At 65.8% G+C, this 18,600-nt stretch carries 19 protein-coding genes; 9 read left to right on the top strand and 10 right to left on the bottom strand.

The genetic code is table 11. From position 1 onward, the window contains the following. Positions 1-335 precede the first annotated feature (335 nt). Complete coding sequence (locus tag ACIQLF_RS06530) at positions 336-593, bottom strand: type B 50S ribosomal protein L31 (protein WP_209996756.1); 258 nt, start codon at positions 591-593, stop codon at positions 336-338. Positions 594-899: 306 nt separating this feature from the next. Between ACIQLF_RS06530 and ACIQLF_RS06535 the strand changes: the two genes are divergently transcribed. After that, complete coding sequence (locus tag ACIQLF_RS06535; RefSeq protein WP_400295841.1) at positions 900-1,751, top strand: DNA/RNA non-specific endonuclease; 852 nt, start codon at positions 900-902, stop codon at positions 1,749-1,751. Between the two features lie 21 nt (positions 1,752-1,772). Here ACIQLF_RS06535 and ACIQLF_RS06540 read toward each other — a convergent pair whose 3' ends face one another. From ACIQLF_RS06540 to ACIQLF_RS06550, 3 genes are read right to left on the bottom strand one after another with little or no spacing between them, the layout of a single operon-like run. Next, positions 1,773-2,630, bottom strand: a complete 858-nt coding sequence (locus ACIQLF_RS06540; RefSeq protein WP_400295843.1) for a TrmH family RNA methyltransferase — start codon at positions 2,628-2,630, stop codon at positions 1,773-1,775. Further along, positions 2,631-3,434, bottom strand: a complete 804-nt coding sequence (locus ACIQLF_RS06545) for a sulfite exporter TauE/SafE family protein (RefSeq protein ID WP_400295845.1) — start codon at positions 3,432-3,434, stop codon at positions 2,631-2,633. 15 nt (positions 3,435-3,449) lie between these two features. Next, positions 3,450-4,235 carry an ABC transporter ATP-binding protein gene (locus tag ACIQLF_RS06550; protein WP_400295847.1) on the bottom strand — a complete coding sequence of 262 codons (786 nt, stop codon included), beginning with the start codon at positions 4,233-4,235 and terminating at the stop codon, positions 3,450-3,452. A 118-nt stretch (positions 4,236-4,353) separates the two neighbouring features. Between ACIQLF_RS06550 and serB the strand changes: the two genes are divergently transcribed. From serB to ACIQLF_RS06570, 4 genes are all read left to right on the top strand, one after another. Then, positions 4,354-5,262 (top strand): phosphoserine phosphatase SerB, encoded by a 909-nt coding sequence (gene serB, locus ACIQLF_RS06555; protein WP_400295849.1) that lies wholly within the window; start codon positions 4,354-4,356, stop codon positions 5,260-5,262. A 158-nt stretch (positions 5,263-5,420) separates the two neighbouring features. Beyond that, the gene (locus ACIQLF_RS06560; protein WP_400295852.1) at positions 5,421-7,112 is read left to right on the top strand and encodes a VanW family protein; all 1,692 of its coding nucleotides are present in this window, start codon (positions 5,421-5,423) and stop codon (positions 7,110-7,112) included. A gap of 166 nt (positions 7,113-7,278) precedes the next feature. Further along, positions 7,279-8,340, top strand: a complete 1,062-nt coding sequence (locus tag ACIQLF_RS06565) for an FUSC family protein (RefSeq protein WP_400295854.1) — start codon at positions 7,279-7,281, stop codon at positions 8,338-8,340. Positions 8,341-8,563: 223 nt separating this feature from the next. Continuing rightward, positions 8,564-8,851 carry a hypothetical protein gene (locus ACIQLF_RS06570; RefSeq protein WP_400295857.1) on the top strand — a complete coding sequence of 96 codons (288 nt, stop codon included), beginning with the start codon at positions 8,564-8,566 and terminating at the stop codon, positions 8,849-8,851. Positions 8,852-8,950: 99 nt separating this feature from the next. On the opposite strand, the gene ACIQLF_RS06575 is transcribed toward ACIQLF_RS06570, so the two are convergent. From ACIQLF_RS06575 to ACIQLF_RS06585, 3 genes are all read right to left on the bottom strand, one after another. Continuing rightward, positions 8,951-9,697 carry an SDR family oxidoreductase gene (locus ACIQLF_RS06575; RefSeq protein ID WP_400295860.1) on the bottom strand — a complete coding sequence of 249 codons (747 nt, stop codon included), beginning with the start codon at positions 9,695-9,697 and terminating at the stop codon, positions 8,951-8,953. Positions 9,698-9,878: 181 nt separating this feature from the next. After that, the gene (locus tag ACIQLF_RS06580; RefSeq protein ID WP_400295862.1) at positions 9,879-10,343 is read right to left on the bottom strand and encodes a GatB/YqeY domain-containing protein; all 465 of its coding nucleotides are present in this window, start codon (positions 10,341-10,343) and stop codon (positions 9,879-9,881) included. A gap of 968 nt (positions 10,344-11,311) precedes the next feature. After that, positions 11,312-12,037, bottom strand: coding sequence for a beta-ketoacyl-ACP reductase (locus ACIQLF_RS06585; protein ID WP_400295864.1), 726 nt, complete (start codon positions 12,035-12,037; stop codon positions 11,312-11,314). Between the two features lie 215 nt (positions 12,038-12,252). On the opposite strand from ACIQLF_RS06585, the gene ACIQLF_RS06590 reads away from it, so the two are divergent. The 4 genes from ACIQLF_RS06590 to ACIQLF_RS06605 all read left to right on the top strand — a co-directional run bounded on the left by ACIQLF_RS06590 (position 12,253) and on the right by ACIQLF_RS06605 (position 14,524). Beyond that, entirely contained in the window at positions 12,253-12,786 is a 534-nt protein-coding gene (locus ACIQLF_RS06590) for a DUF3099 domain-containing protein (protein WP_400295867.1), read from the top strand. Further along, positions 12,783-13,067, top strand: a complete 285-nt coding sequence (locus tag ACIQLF_RS06595) for an acetone carboxylase (protein WP_400295869.1) — start codon at positions 12,783-12,785, stop codon at positions 13,065-13,067. The genes ACIQLF_RS06590 and ACIQLF_RS06595 overlap by 4 nt, the downstream gene beginning before the upstream one ends. A gap of 5 nt (positions 13,068-13,072) precedes the next feature. Then, positions 13,073-14,002 (top strand): SURF1 family protein, encoded by a 930-nt coding sequence (locus ACIQLF_RS06600; RefSeq protein ID WP_400295871.1) that lies wholly within the window; start codon positions 13,073-13,075, stop codon positions 14,000-14,002. 258 nt (positions 14,003-14,260) lie between these two features. After that, the gene (locus ACIQLF_RS06605; RefSeq protein WP_400295874.1) at positions 14,261-14,524 is read left to right on the top strand and encodes a hypothetical protein; all 264 of its coding nucleotides are present in this window, start codon (positions 14,261-14,263) and stop codon (positions 14,522-14,524) included. 109 nt (positions 14,525-14,633) lie between these two features. Here ACIQLF_RS06605 and ACIQLF_RS06610 read toward each other — a convergent pair whose 3' ends face one another. The 3 genes from ACIQLF_RS06610 to ACIQLF_RS06620 all read right to left on the bottom strand — a co-directional run bounded on the left by ACIQLF_RS06610 (position 14,634) and on the right by ACIQLF_RS06620 (position 18,547). Continuing rightward, a complete protein-coding gene (locus ACIQLF_RS06610) occupies positions 14,634-16,235 on the bottom strand; it encodes an ABC-F family ATP-binding cassette domain-containing protein (RefSeq protein ID WP_400295877.1) in 1,602 nt (533 codons plus the stop codon). A 112-nt stretch (positions 16,236-16,347) separates the two neighbouring features. Continuing rightward, positions 16,348-17,502, bottom strand: coding sequence for a GTP pyrophosphokinase family protein (locus ACIQLF_RS06615; RefSeq protein WP_400295879.1), 1,155 nt, complete (start codon positions 17,500-17,502; stop codon positions 16,348-16,350). Positions 17,503-17,743: 241 nt separating this feature from the next. Next, positions 17,744-18,547: a DUF2637 domain-containing protein gene (locus ACIQLF_RS06620; RefSeq protein ID WP_400295881.1), complete on the bottom strand. Its 804-nt coding sequence runs from the start codon at positions 18,545-18,547 to the stop codon at positions 17,744-17,746. Positions 18,548-18,600 lie beyond the last annotated feature (53 nt).

Raw genomic sequence — 18,600 nt, forward strand, 5'->3', positions numbered from 1 at the left:
AAGATTAGGACGCAGCGATTACTTATGGGAAATACGTATTTAGGCTTGATTCAGACCTAATCGGTATCAGTGTCCGGCGCGATGACGCCTCGGTGCCGGTATCCGGTGCCCCGAGGCAAAGTTGAGTACTGAAGCGTGCGTTGGCCAAAGGCCCCCAATAGGACTGGCCAGGATCAATTCAAACATTGGCGGATGGTTCCCGGGGCGTTTCTTCATACTCTGATGTTCGCGGCGCGGGCGGGGTATGACGAATTTTCAAGCGCGGGAAAACATGCTTAAAAAGCAACGGGACCCTCCCGAAGGAAGATCCCGTGTGCAGGCGTGAAGGCGAAGAATTACTTCTTTGCGCCGAAGCCCTTGAAGCGAGCGTTGAAGCGCTCGACACGGCCGGCCGAGTCCATGATGCGCTGCTTGCCCGTGTAGAACGGGTGCGAAGCTGCGGAGATTTCGACGTCGATGACCGGGTAGGTGTTGCCGTCTTCCCACTCGATGGTCTTGTTGCTCTTGGCCGTCGAACGGGTCAAGAACTTCTCGCCCGAGGCGAGGTCGTTGAACACCATGGTGTTGTACTGCGGGTGAATATCAGCCTTCATGCTAAAAACCTTTGTTCGCGTCACTGGATTTTGCCAGCGACCAAAATTTGCGTCAAACCGGCCTGTGAGGTCACGAAGCCGACGTTCCAGTATAGCGGAGCGCACAAGCAATTATCCACCCGATCACATCCGCTGGAAAAACACCGGTGGCCACGGATTCTTCGCGCCCTGATGCGGCTCTATTTGCGTTCCCCGCCGCATGCCCATCGTGGAGCCATGGCAGCCATGGGTATGCTGGCTGCATCCACAGGAGTTGGCCGAATGCCGCGCAACATGGCGGCACCACCGAGAGGGTTTCTGCCTGTCATGACCGCAAACGCGCACGAATCCGAGGCAACGATCCCGCGTCGCGGGTACGCCCCCGATTTCCTTGGCACCCCGATCGGACTTCCGGCCTTGGACCCCGCCATCCAGGGGGACGCGGTCCGGTGGGAAGGATCCGAAGCCATCCCCTACACCCACTTCTCGCTGGCGCTGAGCACGTCGCGGCGGTTTGCCCGCTGGGTCGCCTGGAACATCGACGGGGCCGGCATCAAGATGCTCAGCCGGAGCAACCTCGACTTCACGAAGGATCCTCGGTTGCCGGCCGATGCCCAGGCCGGCAACGAGCTCTACGCCGGCAACCGGCTGGACCGTGGCCACATCGCCCGCCGCGCCGATCTGCTCTGGGGAGAAGATGCGGAGGCGCTCCAGGCGAACAGGGACTCGTTCTACTACAGCAACATCACCCCGCAGATGGACGACTTCAACCAGAGCAGCCAGCAGGGCATCTGGGGCCGACTGGAGAACGCCCTCTATGAGGACGTCGAGGTTGAGAAGCTGCGGGTCAGCGTTTTTGGCGGGCCGGTCTTCCGCGACGACGACCGCATCTACCGAGGCATTGCCTTGCCGTCGGAGTACTGGAAACTGCTGGTCTATCGGGAAAACGGGGTGTTGAAGGCCAGGACGTTCTTGTTGACACAGGACCTGAATCAACTCAGGGCGGTTCTGGCGCTGGATGAGTTCAGGGTCTACGAGATCACCCTGGCAGAGCTCGAGGACCGCACGCGGCTCCGCTTCCCCGAGGTCCTGCACGATGCCGACCCGCTGCCGGCCCTGGCAATCCCCGACTCCAGGGAAAGGAAACCCTTGGCCGGCACCGCCGACATCCACTGGTGACGCCCGTTTGGGCGCCAACGGCTAACGGGCGCGCAGCTCCCAGAAAGCGACGGCCGACGCTGCCGCGACGTTCAGCGAGTCCACGCCCGGACGCATCGGAATCATCACCGTGCGGTCGGCCATTTCCAGCGCCGGGGCACTCACCCCGGCACCCTCGGTGCCGAGGATCAGCGCGAGTTTCTCGCTGTGCATTTCGGCGACCTCGTCGATGCCCTGCGAATGCGCGGTGAGCTCCATGGCCGCAATGTCGAAGCCCGCGGCGCGCAGGGCCGCGACGTCGTCAGGCCAGGATTCCAGGCGCACCCAGGGGACCTGGAACACGGCTCCCATGCTCACCCGGATGGAGCGGCGGTAGAGCGGATCTGCACAGCGCGGGGTGATCAGCACCGCGTCGATGCCCAGCGCCGCGGCGGAGCGGAAGATCGCGCCGAGGTTGGTGTGGTCGACGATGTCCTCGAGGATCGCCACGCGCTTGGCGCTCGGCAGCACGTCGTCGAGGGTCAGCGGCTCGGGCCTGTTCATGGCGGCCAGTGCGCCTCGGTGCAGGTGGAACCCGGTGATGGACTCGAGCACCGCGTCCTCGCCGGCGAAGATCGGCACCCCCGGGTGTTCGGCGAACACGTCGCTGAGCGATTCCAGCCACTTGTTCGCCATGAAGAACGAGCGAGGCTTGTGCCCGGCCGCCAGCGCACGGCGCAGCACCTTGGAGCTTTCGGCGATGTAGCGCCCGTGTTCCGGGTCGGTGCGTTGGCGCAGGGCCGCGTCGGACAGCGCCACGTAGTCGGACACGCGCGGATCGGTCGCGTCATCCACGATGACAAGCCTGTCCCCCAGCTGCGCGCGCAGGGCGGAGATGTCGGCGGGAGGTTGCTGGCTCATTTACGCTCCGGAGAAAAGTTTGGCGACCATGTTGGCCAGCGCCATCAGGCCGAGGAGGACGATCACGGCCCGCAACCAGCCCGGGGACATCCGGCGCCCTACCTTGGCGCCGATGAATCCGCCGATCAGCGAGCCGACGGCGATGAGTATGACCACCGGCCAGTGGATGCGTTCCGGCGCGAAGATCAGGTAGGAGACCGCGGCGACCATGTTGACCACCAGGGTCAGGATGACCTTGATCGCGTTGGACTGCTGAAGCGAGGCGTGCAGGAAGACCCCCAACACGGCCATCAGCAAGATTCCCTGCGCCGCAGTGAAGTAGCCGCCGTAAATGCCGATCAGGAACACCAGCACGTAGAGCAGCGGCGCGATTTTCGCGCGATCGGCCTCGTCCGGGTTCACCCCGACGGAAGCCGCCTGCCGCTTCTTGGCCCAGGCCGAAAGCCGCGGCTGGAAGATGACAAGCAGCAACGCCACCACGATCAGCACCGGGGCGACGTAGCCGAAGACCGACTCGGGCAGGTGCAGCAGCAGGTACGCGCCGATCAAGCCGCCGGCCAGCGAGACAGGCATGAGCTTGAGCAGCGTGCCGCCCACGCTGGCGGCCTCGCGCCGGTAGCCCCAGGCCCCGGAGAAGCCGCCGGCCACCAGGCCCATGGCATTGGATACCACCGCGTTCACCGGGGCGAACCCGAGGGCCACCAGCACCGGGAAGGTGACCAGGGTGCCGGAGCCGACGATGGTGTTGATGGTGCCGGCCCACAGGCCGGCGAAGAAGATGACTGCCTCGCGCCAGAACTCCATCGCGGCCCCCGTGCCCTAGTGCTTGGCGACGGCGCTGTAGCGGCCGTTTTCGGCGCGCAGGCTCAGCGGCAGGGCGAAAGTCTCGGAGAGGTTTTCCTCGGTGAGGGTCTCGGCGATCGGGCCGGCGGCAACGAGCTTCCCGTCGCGCAGCAGCATCGCGTGGGTGAATCCCGGGGGGACCTCCTCGAGGTGGTGGGTGACCAGCACCATGGCGGGGGCTTCCTCGTCGTTGGCAAGTTCGCTCAGGCGGGCCACCAGGTCCTCGCGGCCTGCAAGATCCAGGCCGGCCCCGGGCTCGTCGAGCAGCAGCAGTTCCGGGTCGGTCATCAGCGCGCGGGCGATTTGCACGCGCTTGCGTTCGCCCTCGGAAAGGGTGACAAACGGGCGGTTGATCATCGTGGACATGCCCCAGTCGTGCAACAACCGGAACGCGCGACGCTCGTCAAGCTTTTCGTAGGCCTCGCGCCAGCGTCCGGTCATGCCGTAGGACGCGGTCAGCACCACGTTGAGCACGGTTTCGTGCTCCGGGATGTGGTTGGCGAGGGCCGCCGAGGACAGGCCGATGCGCGGGCGCAACTCAAAGACGTCGACCGCTCCGAGCACCTCGCCCAGCACGCCGGCAACACCGCGCGTGGGGTGCATGCGAGCACCGGCGATCTGCAGCAGCGTGGTTTTTCCGGCTCCGTTGGGTCCGAGTACGACCCACCGCTCACCCTCTTTAACCTGCCAGTTGATGTCCGTCAGTAAGTCTTTGCGTCCGCGTACAACGGAGACGTCGGCCAGGCCCAGCACTTCATTCATGGGTAAAACACTAGGCCAGCGAACCGGTTTTGACCCAACCGACGCACAGTTCTACACGCGCTGCAACATTTGAGGCACCGTTTTGGGCAGAATGCGCCGTCGCGGGAGAATGGGGAACATGCATCCCACAGCCTTCATTGTGTTCCATTCCGCTGCCCCGCACCCCGTTGAGCCGGCCAGGCTCCGCTCCACCCTGGCCGCCGCGGGCCACCGGGTGATCAGCGAGGAAGCGTTCGAAGGCCCCGGCCGCAGCGGCGCCCGCTGGGAGGTCACCGGCAGCGTGCGGCAGTTGCGCGCCCTGACCAGCCCGCTCGATGGCAACAACGCCCGCTCCGAGGACCCCGCAGTGCGCGCCCTGAGCATTTCCGTCGTGCCGTCCGAACTGGTCCGCGCCCCGAAGATGCTGCTGGTCATGGACGTGGACTCCACGCTGATCAAGCAGGAAGTCATCGAGCTGCTCGCGGCGCACGCTGGCCGCGAGGCCGAGGTCGCCGCGGTGACGGAGGCCGCCATGCGCGGCGAACTCGATTTCGCCCAGTCCCTGCACGCCCGGGTGAAGACTCTGGCCGGGCTGGACGTCGCGGTCATCGAGCAGGTGCGTTCGATGATCGAACTCAGCGACGGCGCCCGCGAACTCATCGCCACGTTCAAGGCGACCGGCCACCACGTTGCCGTGGTTTCCGGCGGCTTCGCCCAGATCCTGGACCCGCTGGCCGCCGAGCTCGGCCTGGACTTCGCGTGCGCCAACGACCTTGGCATCGAGGACGGCAAACTGACCGGCACCGTCAACGGACGGGTGGTCGACCGCGCCTACAAGGAGACCATGTTGCGCACCTGGGCCGGACAGCTCGGCATCGACATCGGGCACACCATTGCCGCTGGCGACGGCGCCAACGACCTGGACATGGTCGGCGCCGCGGGGCTCGGCGTGGCGTTCAACGCAAAGCCTGCGCTGCGCGACGCCGCGGACGCCCGGATCGATCTCCCCCGCCTTGATGTCATTGTGAATCTGGTGGGAATCGCATAACGATTTGCCCCGAACGCCGGATATTTACTCCGGCGATTGGAGTACACCGGTAGGATTTATTCGGCGGTTGACCACTTTGTTGTGCGTCCGCGCCCTGACATGCGGCACCAGGCCGTGCCATCGATGGAAGAGAAACAGACGTCTTGCTCAGTGAAGATATGGACAATGTGAAGCGCGCTCGCCAACCGAAGTCCCGACGCGTTTGGTACATTGCCGGGGCCTCCGTCCTGCTGGCTTGTGGGCTGTACGGCGGCGCCGCGGCGTATGCCGGAGCGAAGATTCCCGCCAACACCTCCGTCCATGGCGTCAACGTCGGTTCGCTGTCGCCGGAGGACGCGCGCCAGCTCCTCGAGACCAAGCTGAAGCCGATGGAGACCGAGCCCGTCACGCTGGCCGTCGGCAAGAAGACCGAAACCCTCAAGCCTTCCAAGGCGGGCCTGGGCATCGACGTGGATGCCACGCTCGCCGGCCTGACCGGGTTCAACCTGAACCCGGCCACGATCGTCGAACGCCTCACCGGCTCCCAGTCGGTGGAGCCCGTTTCAACCATCGACGAGGCCAAGCTCCGCGACGCACTCGCGAAACTCGCACCGAAGTTCGCCACCAAGACGGCCGAGGGCAAGCTCGACTTCGACGGCGCCAAGCCCGACCTGACCAAGCCGGTGACCGGCATCGAGGTCGACCTCGATGCCGCCGTCAAGACCGTGGGTGCCGGATGGTTCGCCCCCGAGAATCCCGTGGAACTGCCCGTCACCAAGCAGGAACCGAAGGTCTCGACGAAGGCCTTCGAAAAACTGCTCGAAGACACGGTCGAGCCGCTGGTCGCCGGTCCGGTCAAGCTGACCGACGGCACCTCGACGGCACGCCTCTCCCCCGCCCAGCTGGCTGCCGCCGCGTCCTTCAAGAACGAGGGCGACAAGGTCACCATGTCCTTGGACACCGACAAACTCATCGAGGCTGCGGCCGAGGGCTCGGACGGCTTCAAGTCCACGGCCAAGGACGCGCAGATCGTGCTGTCCGGAGGCGCCCCGAAGGTGATCCCCTCGCAGACCGGCAAGTCGATCGACCCCGACGGCCTCGCGGACAAGGTCCTTGCCTCAACCAAGGACCCGGAGCGCACCGCCAAGGTGTCGCTCACCACCGTGGAGCCCGAGCTGACCACCGCCAAGGCCAAGGCCCTGGGCGTGAAGCAGGAGATCGTCCACTTCTCCACTCCGTACCCGGCAGCGGACACCGTTCGCACCAAGAACCTGCTGGCGGGTTCGCGCCGGCTCAACGGCGTCATCGTGAAGCCGGGCGAGATCTTCTCCCTGGAGAAGGCGCTGGGCCCGATCACCGCCGCCAACGGGTACTACGGTTCCGGCGTCGTGGTCAACGGATTCGCCACCGAGGCCGTCGGCGGAGGCCTGTCGCAGATCTCGACCCAGATGTACAACGCCGGCTTCCTGGCCGGCTACGACGACATCACCCACAAGCCGCACAGCCGCTGGTTCGACCGATACCCGGCCGGCCGCGAGGCCACCCTCTGGGAAGGCCAGGTGGACATGCAGTGGAAGAACAACACCCCCTACGCCGTCCTGGTCGAGGCCTGGGTCGGCGGCGGCCGCGTCCACACGCGTTTGTGGAGCACCCCGTACTGGACCGTCACGTCCAGCTCCTCGGCGAAGTACAACTTCACCAACCCGGGCACCGAGCGCAACTCGGCTTCCAACTGCAAGCCGGAAAACGGCGGCAAGAAGGGCTTCTCCATCAACGTGACGCGCTCGCGCACGTCCGCGGAGAAGACGCTGCCGGCCGAGACCAAGTCGTGGACCTACTCGCCGTGGAACAAGGTCGTCTGCGAGAAGTAGCAGCAACAAAACGCACCAGAACCGGTTCGACGAAGCGTCCCGGCCCTCCCCCTCCAGGGCGGGCCGGGACGTTTTGTGGTTAACCGGGCCGACCGGATCCGAACACGACGGACCACTGCCGTCATCCGATTCCCGCCGGGAGGCGCCCTCGATATAGGGTTTTTTCGTGATCGGGAAGAATGCAAGGCAGTGGGGCACGGCAGCCAAGGCGTTCTTCTACATCCCCCCGGCCGGCGGCGAGCACCGCGGCGCGTTGCGGATGTTCGTCGGCCTGGCCATTCCTTCCCTGGTCCTGCTGGCCACCGGGCACCACAACCTGGTCATGTATGCGGTGTTCGGCTGCTTCACCGGCATGTACGGACGCGGCGAACCGCACCAGTTGAGGTTGTTCCACCAGGTTTCCGCCGCGGCGTTCCTGTGCGCCTGCGTGGTTGCGGGGATCCTGACCTCTGCCTCGAACGTGGGCGCCTGGGGTTTCGTCGCCTTGGAGACGATGGTTGCGGGCGTCGGCTCGGTGGTCACCGACCGGCTGCGCCTGCGCCCCGTGGGGCCGTTCTTCGGCATCTTCGCCTTCGGGGCCTGCGCCGCCACGCCGCTGGCCACGACCCCCTGGGTGCCGGCACTCGTGGCGGTCGCCTCTGCCGCCTGCGCGATCGCCGTCGGGTTTGCCGGCTGGTTTCGGGTCCGCACGTGGCACCCCGGCAAACGCCGTACGCCCGTGCCGCACCTGATGCCGCCGCTGCCAGGGCACTTGGCCACCGGGGCGATGTACGTGGTTGCCGTCGGGTTGGCCGGCTCACTGGCCACGGCGATGGGCTGGGGGCACCCGTACTGGGCCATGGCGTCCGCCGCAATCCCGCTGTCCGCGGCCGGCCTCTCCGCGGGAATGGCACGCGGGTTCCACCGCGTCATCGGGACCTACGCGGGCCTGGTGGTTGCCGCCCTGGCCCTCGGCGCATTCCCCCACCCCGTTTTCCTGGTTCTGCTGGTCATCGCGTTCCAGTTCCCGACAGAGTTGTACATCATGCGCCACTACGGGCTCTCACTGGTGTTCTTCACGCCGCTCATTCTGGCCATGGGCTACCTGGCGAACCCGGGGTCGCTCCGCGGGCTGGTACTGGACCGCGCCGCCGAGACCACCATCGGCGCCGCCATCGGCATGCTGGTGCTCTTCGCATTCATGCATCGGCCCGGCTCCGCGGCAGCCGCGGAAGCCCAACCCGCCTGAAGACCGAAGACCCGCGATCGCCTGTGGCGCATCCACCGATGTCGTGCGGCCCTGATAGCTTGAATGGGCGATGACCTCCATGAACCATGTACTCAAGCCTGCCTCACGGCGCCGATCCGACCATAGATCGCGCCCGGCCGTTGGCCTGGCATCAACGGTGTGCGCACTTGCGGTGCTGCCGGCCATAGCCACCTTGGTGATGGTCATAGGGGCCGTGTCATCCATGTTCACTGCGTCACATGGACAGTGGCGCCATGCCCTGCCGCTCCTGGTCTTCCCCGTCGTCTATGCAGCAGCTGCGCTGATGTTCCACAGGATGCTGCGGAGCACGACTGTCCGCAAGACGTGGCTGTGGTCAACGCTGTTCATCGTCGTTGTCGGCGCCGCATCGACACCTGCGGTGTGGGTTGCCGCCGAGGCCGTTGCCGAGGAATGGTGCGAATCACAACCCGGCGGCCGTGGCTACACGTCGAACGCAACCATCGCTGAAATCCCCCGAGCCTGCCGCTAGCCGCCTTGATTCCTGCGCCGTGCAGGCCGAAGCGTTAAAAGCGTGTGGGTCCCCGCTTCCAACCAAGGAAGCGGGGACCCACACGACTTGGCGGGAAGGCTACTTCTTCAGGAAGTCGCCTGCGCCACCGACGTATTCGGTGTGTCCGGTTGAAACATCGGCGGTGGCCATCGCGGCCACCTCGGCGCCGAATTCCTCAACGGAGTACAGCTTGCCTGCGGCGGCACGGCGGGCCTCGATGGCGCCAGGCTCCGCACGGTCCAACAGGGTTGCCGTGATGGTTCCCTCGATCATGTCGCCGGATACCACCACGAAGGTGATGCCCTTGGCCTCGAGCGCAGGGATGAACTCGCGCAATGCCAGCTCGCCGGCACGCTTGGAGCGGGCCACCGGCTCGTAGGCGTCCATGGTTTCAACCTGGTCGATGAAGTGTGCCTGGTGGCTGGTCACGAAGACCACGCGGGAACCCGGTGCCATCTTCTCGGTGGCCGCCTGCAACATGGCGACCTGGGCGTCGCGGTTCAGGCGCAGGGCGTAGTCCTCGCCGAGGCCTGATTCCATGCCGCCGGATGCATTGAGCACCAGCACGTCAATCGAACCGAAGTTCTCGAGGGCAGCGTCAACCAAGGCTGCCGGGCCCTCGGGAGTGGTGAGGTCGGCACCAACCGCAACGGCGCGGCCGCCTGCCTCGGTGATGGCGGCAACAATCTTGTTGGCGCGCGGGGCCTTCTGGCGGTAGTTGATGACAACGCCGGCACCCTGGGCCGCAAGGATCTTGGCGACTTCTGCGCCAATGCCGCGTGAGGAACCCGTGACGATGGCGCCCTTGGCTGAAAGATCGGTCAATTCTGCTCCTAAAAGTGGTGAAGCGGGTTTCCTGCGCTTGGCGCCTACGGAACCACCTGGTCACCGAAAGTTTGGGTAATTCTTACAAAGGTATGTTCTGCTGGTTCAATCCTGCCAGCAGACGCACGGCGGAAGGCTTGTAGGAAACCTCCAAAAATGCCGTTGTGCGAACTCCTGGCACTTAGGCGAGTGCTGCCTTCACCATGTCGCTAACGGCCTTGCCGTCAAAACGGCCGGCGACCTCGGCGCTGACAAGCTTCATGACCGATCCCATCGAGCGCATCGACAGCTCCACGCCGTCGGCACTCAAGGAAGCGATGGCCGAATCGATGATGCCCTGCACAGCCGCTGCATCCAACGGTGCCGGCAAGTACGCCTCGATGATCTCTGCCTCTGCGTTCTCCGACGCGGCGCGGTCCAAGGCCCCTGCCTCGGTGTAAGTCTGAGCGGTTTCGCGGCGGCGGGCGGCTTCCTTCTGAAGCAATGCGGTAACGGCGGCGTCGTCGAGCTCCACCGGGGTCTTGCCGCCCTTTTCGCGCGTATTAATTTCACCAAGCAGGTTCCGCACAGTCATCAACTCAACACGGTTTCCAGCCTTCAGGTGGTTCTTCATGTCTTCGCGCAGGCGGGTTTTCAGGTTTTCCATGGCGTGGTCTTCTTTCGCTGCTCATCCGACAAGTACGCTGTGCGGCCGCACCCGTTCCATGCCGGTATCAGTTCCAGTTTATTGCCTCCGCCGCGCTTCCGGTGCACCCCGCAGGCCCCGTAGTGGCGCCTCACATGGGCTCGCGGAAATGAGAAGCCTCGGGTTGCGATATGCGTCCGGCTCCCCCGGCAGGCCCGTGTGTCGTTGATTGTTTTGGCGGCGAGTCGGGCGCCTGACCGGTGTGGTTTTTGTCGGACTAAGTAAAAAATTTATCTAGGTATAATACCTGATCATGGATATGCACACCCAGACATTCGTGATGTGACGGTGCTCAAAATCGCGTTGGGCAGGCGCAGTTTTCGCTCGAAGCGACGATAGTTCGGGCAACTTTGACGCCCCGGGCAAACGAGACTTCACCGAGGGGCACGGGCTACATCGTCGCGGCAGCTGGGCAGGAAGATATGCCCTCCCCTACTGGCCAGCGGGAAACGCTGACCGGCAGACCCTTGCTCGCAATCGCGGTCCGCTTGGGCGTCCGGAAGCGTCCCTCGCATCGAAGAACAAGCGGCATGGGCCCCGCACTACCAGGGAAAGCACGCCAAATACACGGAACTAAACGGCGAAGGAAGCGCGGCAACAACAGGGGGTTTTGCGGCGGGGTGGAACACGGCCGAAAACGAGCGTGACGATGTCACGACACCCGGCTGGGTCCGGGTAGATCAGCAGCCCGTTCAAGGACGCGACAGGATTGGAGGAAATCCCTTCAAGCAGTCCCCCGGACGGGGCGAGCTCGGGAACCGTGCGTAGTCACGGAATCGGCTGCGAGTGGCAGCTCCCGACAGCCGTTAGAGCGCCCTCGGCGGCTTGGTCCTATCGGCAGGCAACCGCGGGAGACCTGGAAATCAATGCATGAATGTCGGGGCTTCCGCAACTGCGGAGACCCCGACATTCAGCGATGGGGAAAAGCCTTAGTGGCCCATGCCCAATCCGCCGTCGACCGGAATCACGGCGCCGGAGATGTAGGCGGCCTCGTCGCTGGCAACCCAGCGGACGACGTTTGCAACTTCCTCGGACTCCGCAAAGCGGTTCGCCGGGATCGATGCCAGGTAGCCCTTCTGGGTTGCTTCGGGCAGCTCGGCGGTCATGTCCGTGTTGATGAAACCCGGGGCCACGACATTGGCCGTGATGCCACGGGAACCTAGCTCACGGGTCAGCGAGCGGGCGATGCCCACCAGGCCGGCCTTGGACGCCGCATAGTTGACCTGACCCGGCGAACCGTAGAGGCCCACCACCGAGGAGATCAGCACGATGCGGCCCTTGCGCATCTTGATCATGCCCTTGGAGGCACGCTTGATCACGCGGAAGGCGCCGGTGAGGTTGGTGTCGATGACGGAGGTGAAGTCGTCCTCGGTCATGCGCATCAGCAGGGTGTCGCGGGTGACGCCGGCGTTGGCAATCAGTACCTCGACCGGGCCGTGGGCAGCCTCGACCTCGGTGAAGGCTGCATCGATGGAGGCCGCGTCGGTGACGTCGGCCTTCACGCCCAGCAGTCCCTCCGGGACCTCGCCGCTGCGGTAGGTGATGGCGACCTTGTCGCCGTTGGCCTCGAACGCGCGGGCGATGGCCAGGCCGATGCCGCGGTTGCCGCCGGTGACCAGGACGCTGCGGGCGGGAGCGGATGGGATTTCGGACATGGATCCTCCAAAAGACGTAATCAGGGGCTAGTGGTTTCTACTGCTTCAATCCTAGCGCGCGGCGGTTCGGGGTTGGGTCCGAAGAAGTCCCGATCGCATCCCGGGCCCCGACCGATCTTGGCCGGGGATTCCCGCCGAGGGAGTTCCCGATTCGTACCCCGAGACTTGTCGGTGAGACAATGACAAGGACGGATCGACGGATCGACGGAAGAACTATGAGCGAGCCACATCCCACTCACCATCATCACGAGCACGGGCCCCAGGTGCATCGAATCACCGAGGCACGTGAATCCCACACCGTGGAGCAGAATTCACGCGTGCTCAAATACACCATCTCCATGTCGGTGCGCATGGCCTGCTTCCTTGCGGCCTTTTTCACCCATGGATGGATCCAGTGGGTGTGCTTCGCCGGGGCGATCGTCCTGCCCTACGTGGCGGTGGTGATCGCCAACGGCGGCGCCGACCTGACCAAACGCGAACCGCCCGCGGAATTTTTTGCCGGTGATGAACCCCGTTCGATCACGGCTTCGCCCGACCCCGGTTCGGCCGCGCCCGACGAGGCCGGCACCGGCCGGTGGACAGCTGAAACCGAACCGGACCACTATCCCCAAGACGCCCCCGACACGATCGATGGATCGTTTGTCGACGAGCCGGGTGCCGGCGGGACAGCAACCGGCACGGCAGACCCCGCACAGGACGGCCCTGATTCCGCGGGCCCCGAAGATCCGAACACCAAGGACGGCAAGTGAACCTGCTCGATAGCCTCTCCGGCTCCGGATCCACCCCGGAACCCGCGGGGCCAGCCAAGTGCTCCCGCAAGGGATGCCGCCATGACGCGAGCATCCAGTTGCTGTGGAACAACCCGAAAATCCACACCCCGGAACGCCGCAAGATTTGGTTGGCCTGCGCGGAGCACGCCGACTGGCTGGAAAACTACCTTTCCGAACGCCTGCTGTTCAAGCAGCGACTGCCGCTTGCCACCCAAACAGGCCAGTCATCGGCCGGCGACGCCATTTCCAAGGAGAACTAACTAGCGTGTATCGATTCCTGGCCAGCACCCGCTGGATCGGCTGGCTCCTGCTGGTCTGCCTTTTCGCCATAGCCTTCGCCTTCCTGGGCAACTGGCAGATGGATAGGCGCGAACAAGCACTGACCGAGATTTCCCACGTGCAGCGCAACTTCGACGCGGCACCCATCCCGTTCGCACAGGCCAAGCCGCTCTTTGAGCAGCTTCCCGCCGACGCCAAGTGGACGCCGGTCACCCTGGAGGGCAGCTACCTCGCCGAGGACCAGACAATCGTGCGCAACAGGATCTCAGGCTCCCGGCCCGGCTACGAGGTGCTGGTGCCGTTCCGAACCACCGACGACACCACCGTCATCGTCAACCGCGGATTCCTGCCGATCGGCAACGAGAATGCCGGGCAGCCGGACAGCATCCCCGCTCCCCCGGACGGTACCGTGAAGGTCCAGGTGCGGCTGAAGGCCAGCGAGCCGAAGCTGGACCGCGGCGCGCCCGAGGGGCAGCTGGCGTCGATCGACCTTCCGGCCTTCGCCGCCAAGCTCGACTACCCGATCGCCACCGGCAGCTACGGCCTGATGTTCCTCGAGGACCCGGCCCCGGCCACCGCGCCCACCCAGCTTCAACGCCCCGAGGAGGACGAGGGGCCGCACCTGTCCTACTCCTTCCAGTGGTTCGCCTTCGGCGTGCTGGTCTTCATCGGCTTCGGCTATGCCGCCAAGCAGCAGGCCCGCATCAACCGAGAGGACCGCGAAGAGGCCGCCGAGGCCGCGCTGCGCGGCGAGGAACCGGTCCTGCACCAGGCCCACCGGATGCGCAAGCGTCCCAAGAAGCTCGTGCGCCGCGACGGAACCCCCACCGACGAGGCCGAAGAGGACGCGTACCTCGACGAGCTCGAGCGCCGGGCGGCGCAGCACGAGCCCTCCGGGCGCCCCGACGCCGGCTGATCCGGCAGGCAGTCGATTCAACGCCGTCACGACGACGAAGCGGCCCTGTTCATCCTGAAGGCAATTCAGGATGAACAGGGCCGCTTTTCGCTTGCCGCCCTGGGCACCCGGTTGGCTGGCGCCTGGTGGGCGGCGCTTGTCGGTCGGCCAAGGTCCGGTCCGGAAGCGCCCCCGGAAATCTTGTTTGGGCGCCGAACGGCCCGTAGCGTGAAGAACAGTGGGCCCGCGGACCGCCGGCCCCCGTAGAGAGGACACGCCATGCCAACCGTGATCGCCCGCCACGATGTCAAGGACATGGAGCATTGGCTTGCCTCTCGGAAGCGCGCAGAGCTCTTCGGTCCGCTGGGCATCACCCATGTCCGCACCTTCGTGGACCCGTTGAACCCGACGCAGGTCGCGGTGGAGATGGATGTTCCAGATATGGACACCCTCCTGATCGCAATGCAATCCAAGGCCTTTGAGGATGCGATGGCCCACGACGGGGTGCTGCGCGAGACGTTGGTGCTCCTCGTCGAGGTGTAGCTTCCATCATCGGCACTCCGGCTGCATGCCGGGTAGTTGAACGCCTGGAGGTTAAACGTATGAGGGGCTGCACCAAGTTGGTGCAGCCCCTCACGCGTGGATCCAGTCCCTAGGCCAGCGTGACCAGCTCGAGGTAGGAATCGTTCCAGAGGTCCTCGTCGCCGTCCGGCAGCAGCACCACGCGGTCCGGGTTCAACGCGGCGACAGCGCCCTCATCGTGTGACACCATGACCACGGCGCCGGAGAAGTTGGACAGGGCGGAAAGGATCTCGGCGCGCGAGGCCGGGTCCAGGTTGTTGGTGGGCTCATCGAGCAGCAGCACGTTGGCGCTGGACGCCACGATGGTCGCCAGGGCCAGACGGGTCTTCTCGCCGCCGGAGAGCACGCCGGCCGGCTTGTCGACGTCGTCGCCGGAGAACATGAACGAACCGAGGATGCCGCGCACCTCCTTGTCGCCCATGTGGCTCGGGGCCGCCGAGCGCATGTTCTCGAGCACCGAACGGTCGACGTCCAGGGTGTCGTGCTCCTGGGCGAAGTAGCCGATCTTCAGGCCGTGGCCCGGGACCAGGTCGCCGGTGTCCGGGGTGGACACGCCCGCGAGCATGCGCAGCAGGGTGGTCTTGCCGGCACCGTTCAGGCCCAGGATGACGACCTTGGAGCCCCGGTCGATCGCCAGCGACACGTCGGTGAAGATCTCCAGGGAGCCGTAGGACTTGGACAGGCCCTCGGCCATCAGCGGGGTCTTGCCGCAGGGGGCAGGATCCGGGAAGCGCAGGTTCGCGACGCGGTCGGCGACGCGGACGTCGTCCAGGCCGCCCATCAGGCGGTCCACGCGCTTGAGCATCGACTGTGCGGCGGAGGCGCCCGAGGCGCGGGCCTTCATCTTGTTGGCCTGGGCCAGCAGGGTGGTTGCCTTCTTCTCGGTGTTGGCGCGCTCGCGCTTGCGGGCACGCTCGTCGGTCTCGCGCTGGGCCAGGTAGCGCTTCCAGCCGAGGTTGTAGACATCCATGGTGGCGCGGTTGGCGTCCAGGTGGATGACCTTGTTGACGGTGGCCTCGAGCAGCGAGGTGTCGTGCGAGATGACCAGCAGCCCGCCCTGGTGGTTGGCGAGGAAGCCGCGCAGCCAGGTGATCGAGTCGGCGTCGAGGTGGTTGGTGGGCTCATCGAGCAGCAGCGTCTCGGCGTCCGCGTACAGGATGCGGGCCAGCTCGACGCGGCGGCGCTGTCCACCGGAAAGCGTGGAGAGCGGCTGGTTGAGCAGGCGCTCGGGCAGCGACAGGTTGTTGGAGATCGCCGCGGCCTCGGACTCGGCCGCGTAGCCGCCGCCGGCGATGAACTCGGCCTCGATGCGGTCGTACTGGCGCATGGCCTTGGCGGCCACCGCCGCGTCCTCGGACGCCATGTCGTCCTGGCACTTCTTGAGCTTGCCGACGATGATGTCCAGGCCGCGGGCCGAAAGGATGCGGTCGCGGGCCAGCTGCTCCATGTTCGGGGTGCGCGGGTCCTGCGGCAGGTAACCGAGGGTTCCGGAGGTGGTGACGGAGCCACCGGCTGGCAGCGATTCGCCGGCCAACACGCGGGTCATGGTGGTCTTGCCTGCACCATTTCGCCCGACGAGGCCGATCTTATCGCCCTTGTCGATGCGGAACGAGACGCCCTCCATGAGAAGGCGTGCGCCGGCGCGCAGCTCCAAATCGGCAACGGAAATCACGGTGACCCTTTCGGTGGAGTTTTAGGAGCCCTGACGGGCAACCTATCCAGTCTACCGGGGTCGGGGCGCGGTTGTGGCTCCGATGCGGCGAAGCTCACGCCGGCGGATTTCGCTATCCCTTGCGCGGCGCGTCCGCGGGTTCCGCGGCGGGGGCGGTTTTGGGAGCCGACTTGGGTGCACGCTTGTGCCGGTAGGCGTCCATCTGGGCCAGCCGGCGGCGCAGCGAGTCGGCCCGGTGGGCGTCTCCCCCGCTGGTCGCCTCGATGTGCTGGGCGCCGAAATGCCAGAGCAGCACATCGTCCAGCAACCGGTCCGGGCCCGGGGAGTATCGGTGGTCGAGGGCCGCGCGGACCGAGGTGATCACGCCGGGCTGCAGCAGCTCGGCGAACTGCCGGGTGCTGGTCAGCCCGTGGGCCGCGACGAGCTCGGCCGCCCAGCCCCAGTCGTCGTCCGATTTCCTGTCCACGTGGGGCAGCAGCGTGCGCCAGATCAGCTGGATGCGCGGGGCGGACAGCGGCACGGCCCCCTCGCCCTCGGCGTCCCAGAAACCCGTCACGGTCTCGAAGCGTTCGTGGAGTTCGGAGAACTGGTCCTCGGCGGCCTCCAGCATGGCCGCAGTCGCGGTGAACTGCCTGTCGATGTGCGGGCTCCAGGCGCGCGGCTCGGCGTTCTTGAAGCGGATGTCGTGCTCGATCTCGCTCCACGCGTGGGACAGGATGGTGCGGATCTGCACCTCAAAGACGAAGTTGCCGGTGATCTTGATGTCCCCGCCGAGCACCGCCTGGAAGTCGCGCACGACCTCCTCGCCGCGGGTCTTGAGGATCAGGTGGCGGCTGGAGTAGCCGTAGGTGCCCGATTCGACCGATCCGATGTCCTTCTCGCGGTCCGACCGGCAATCAAAGTCCGAGCGCCGGCGCTTGATCAGGTTCGCGGCGTCGCGGATTTCGTAGGGCAGCTTCACGATCACGCGCACCCCGACCAGGTCGTGGATCTCGCGCAGCGGGTTGGGGAACTCCAGCGTGGGGGCGCCGCCCTCCTCCTCGGCGGCGAGCATGCGCGAGGCCTTGTCCCGGAAGGAGTCGACGGCCTTGACCCGGCTGACCACGAAGAGCGGCGAGGTTTCGGTCTCCTCGAAGAGCGAGGAGATGCGGGATCGCATGGCCTCGGCGACATGTTCGAGCATAGGGCGGGCCGTGGCATAGCGTTCGACGCTGGCCGCGACCTCTGCGCGCAATGAATCATCGAGGGTTTCCCAGGGGGTGCCCACACGTGCCTCCTACATACAACTGCTCTTCGGGAATCTGTTCCCCACCCTATCAACTGCCGATTTGCCGCGGCGCGTTTCGCCGCACGGCACAATCCTGGCAATCCGCGGGGAATCCCCCGCAAAACAGAAACCCCGCCGCGTCCGGGAGGTGTTCTCCGGATGCGGCGGGGCATCGGCGGCGTGCTTCAGGGCGCGGCGGGGGTGCCGCCGCGGCCCGGCGAGCCGGTGTTGGTTGGCGGTGTCAGTTCTTGCTGTCGATCGACTGGGCGACCTCGTCGTACAACGGGGATGCACCGTTCTTGGCCGGGGTCAGGACCTGGACCTTGCCGTTCTTTGCGCCCTGGTTGGCGTTGTCGGCCTTGGCGCCGTTGGCGTTTGGCGCGGCCGCCGGTGCGGACGGCCGGGTGGCGGCCTTGGAGCCCTCGAGCTTGCCCTCGACGCGGGCACGGGCCACGTCGTCGGCGGCCTTCTGGCGGGCGGCCTCCAGGCGTTCGGCCTCCGCCGCCTGGGCGTCGGCCATCGCGGCCTGGAATCCGTCGTCATACGCCAACCCGTACTTCTCCGACTCGACGGCTTCCTCGTCGTGCTCGGCGATGGCACGCATCTCGGCGGCCTCGGCCTTCTTCTGGTACATGTGCACCGTCAGGTGGGTGATGGCCAGCAGGACCACCGGCGGCATGGCCGCGACGAGCGCGGAGACCACGGGCGGGATGTCCGAGTGCTGGGCGCTGACGGTGAGGATCGCGTGGACCGAGTTCGCCGCGGTGGAGACGATCGCGCCGAAGAAGAGCAGCGACCACGGGTAGATCATGGCGCGGCGGCTGTGGCCGTTCAGCGCGACGATCGCCACGGTGGAGGCGACGATCATGCCGTCGACGATGATCGGCCAGATCCATGCGAGGTTCGCGTTGATGCCCGAACGCTGTGCCAGGTCGGTCAGCGCCGCGAAGGACAGCACGAATGCGCCCACCGCGATCAGGACCGTTGCCGCGACCGCTGTGCGCAGGACCGCCTTGTGCGGTTCGTTCGGGATCTTCTCAATCATCGTGTTGGTGCCTCAATCTTCGTCGGTTTTTCGCGGTGTAGCTGTGGTCTGGA

This window comes from Paeniglutamicibacter sp. NPDC091659 (genome assembly GCF_044756805.1).
Lineage (GTDB): Bacteria > Actinomycetota > Actinomycetes > Actinomycetales > Micrococcaceae > Paeniglutamicibacter.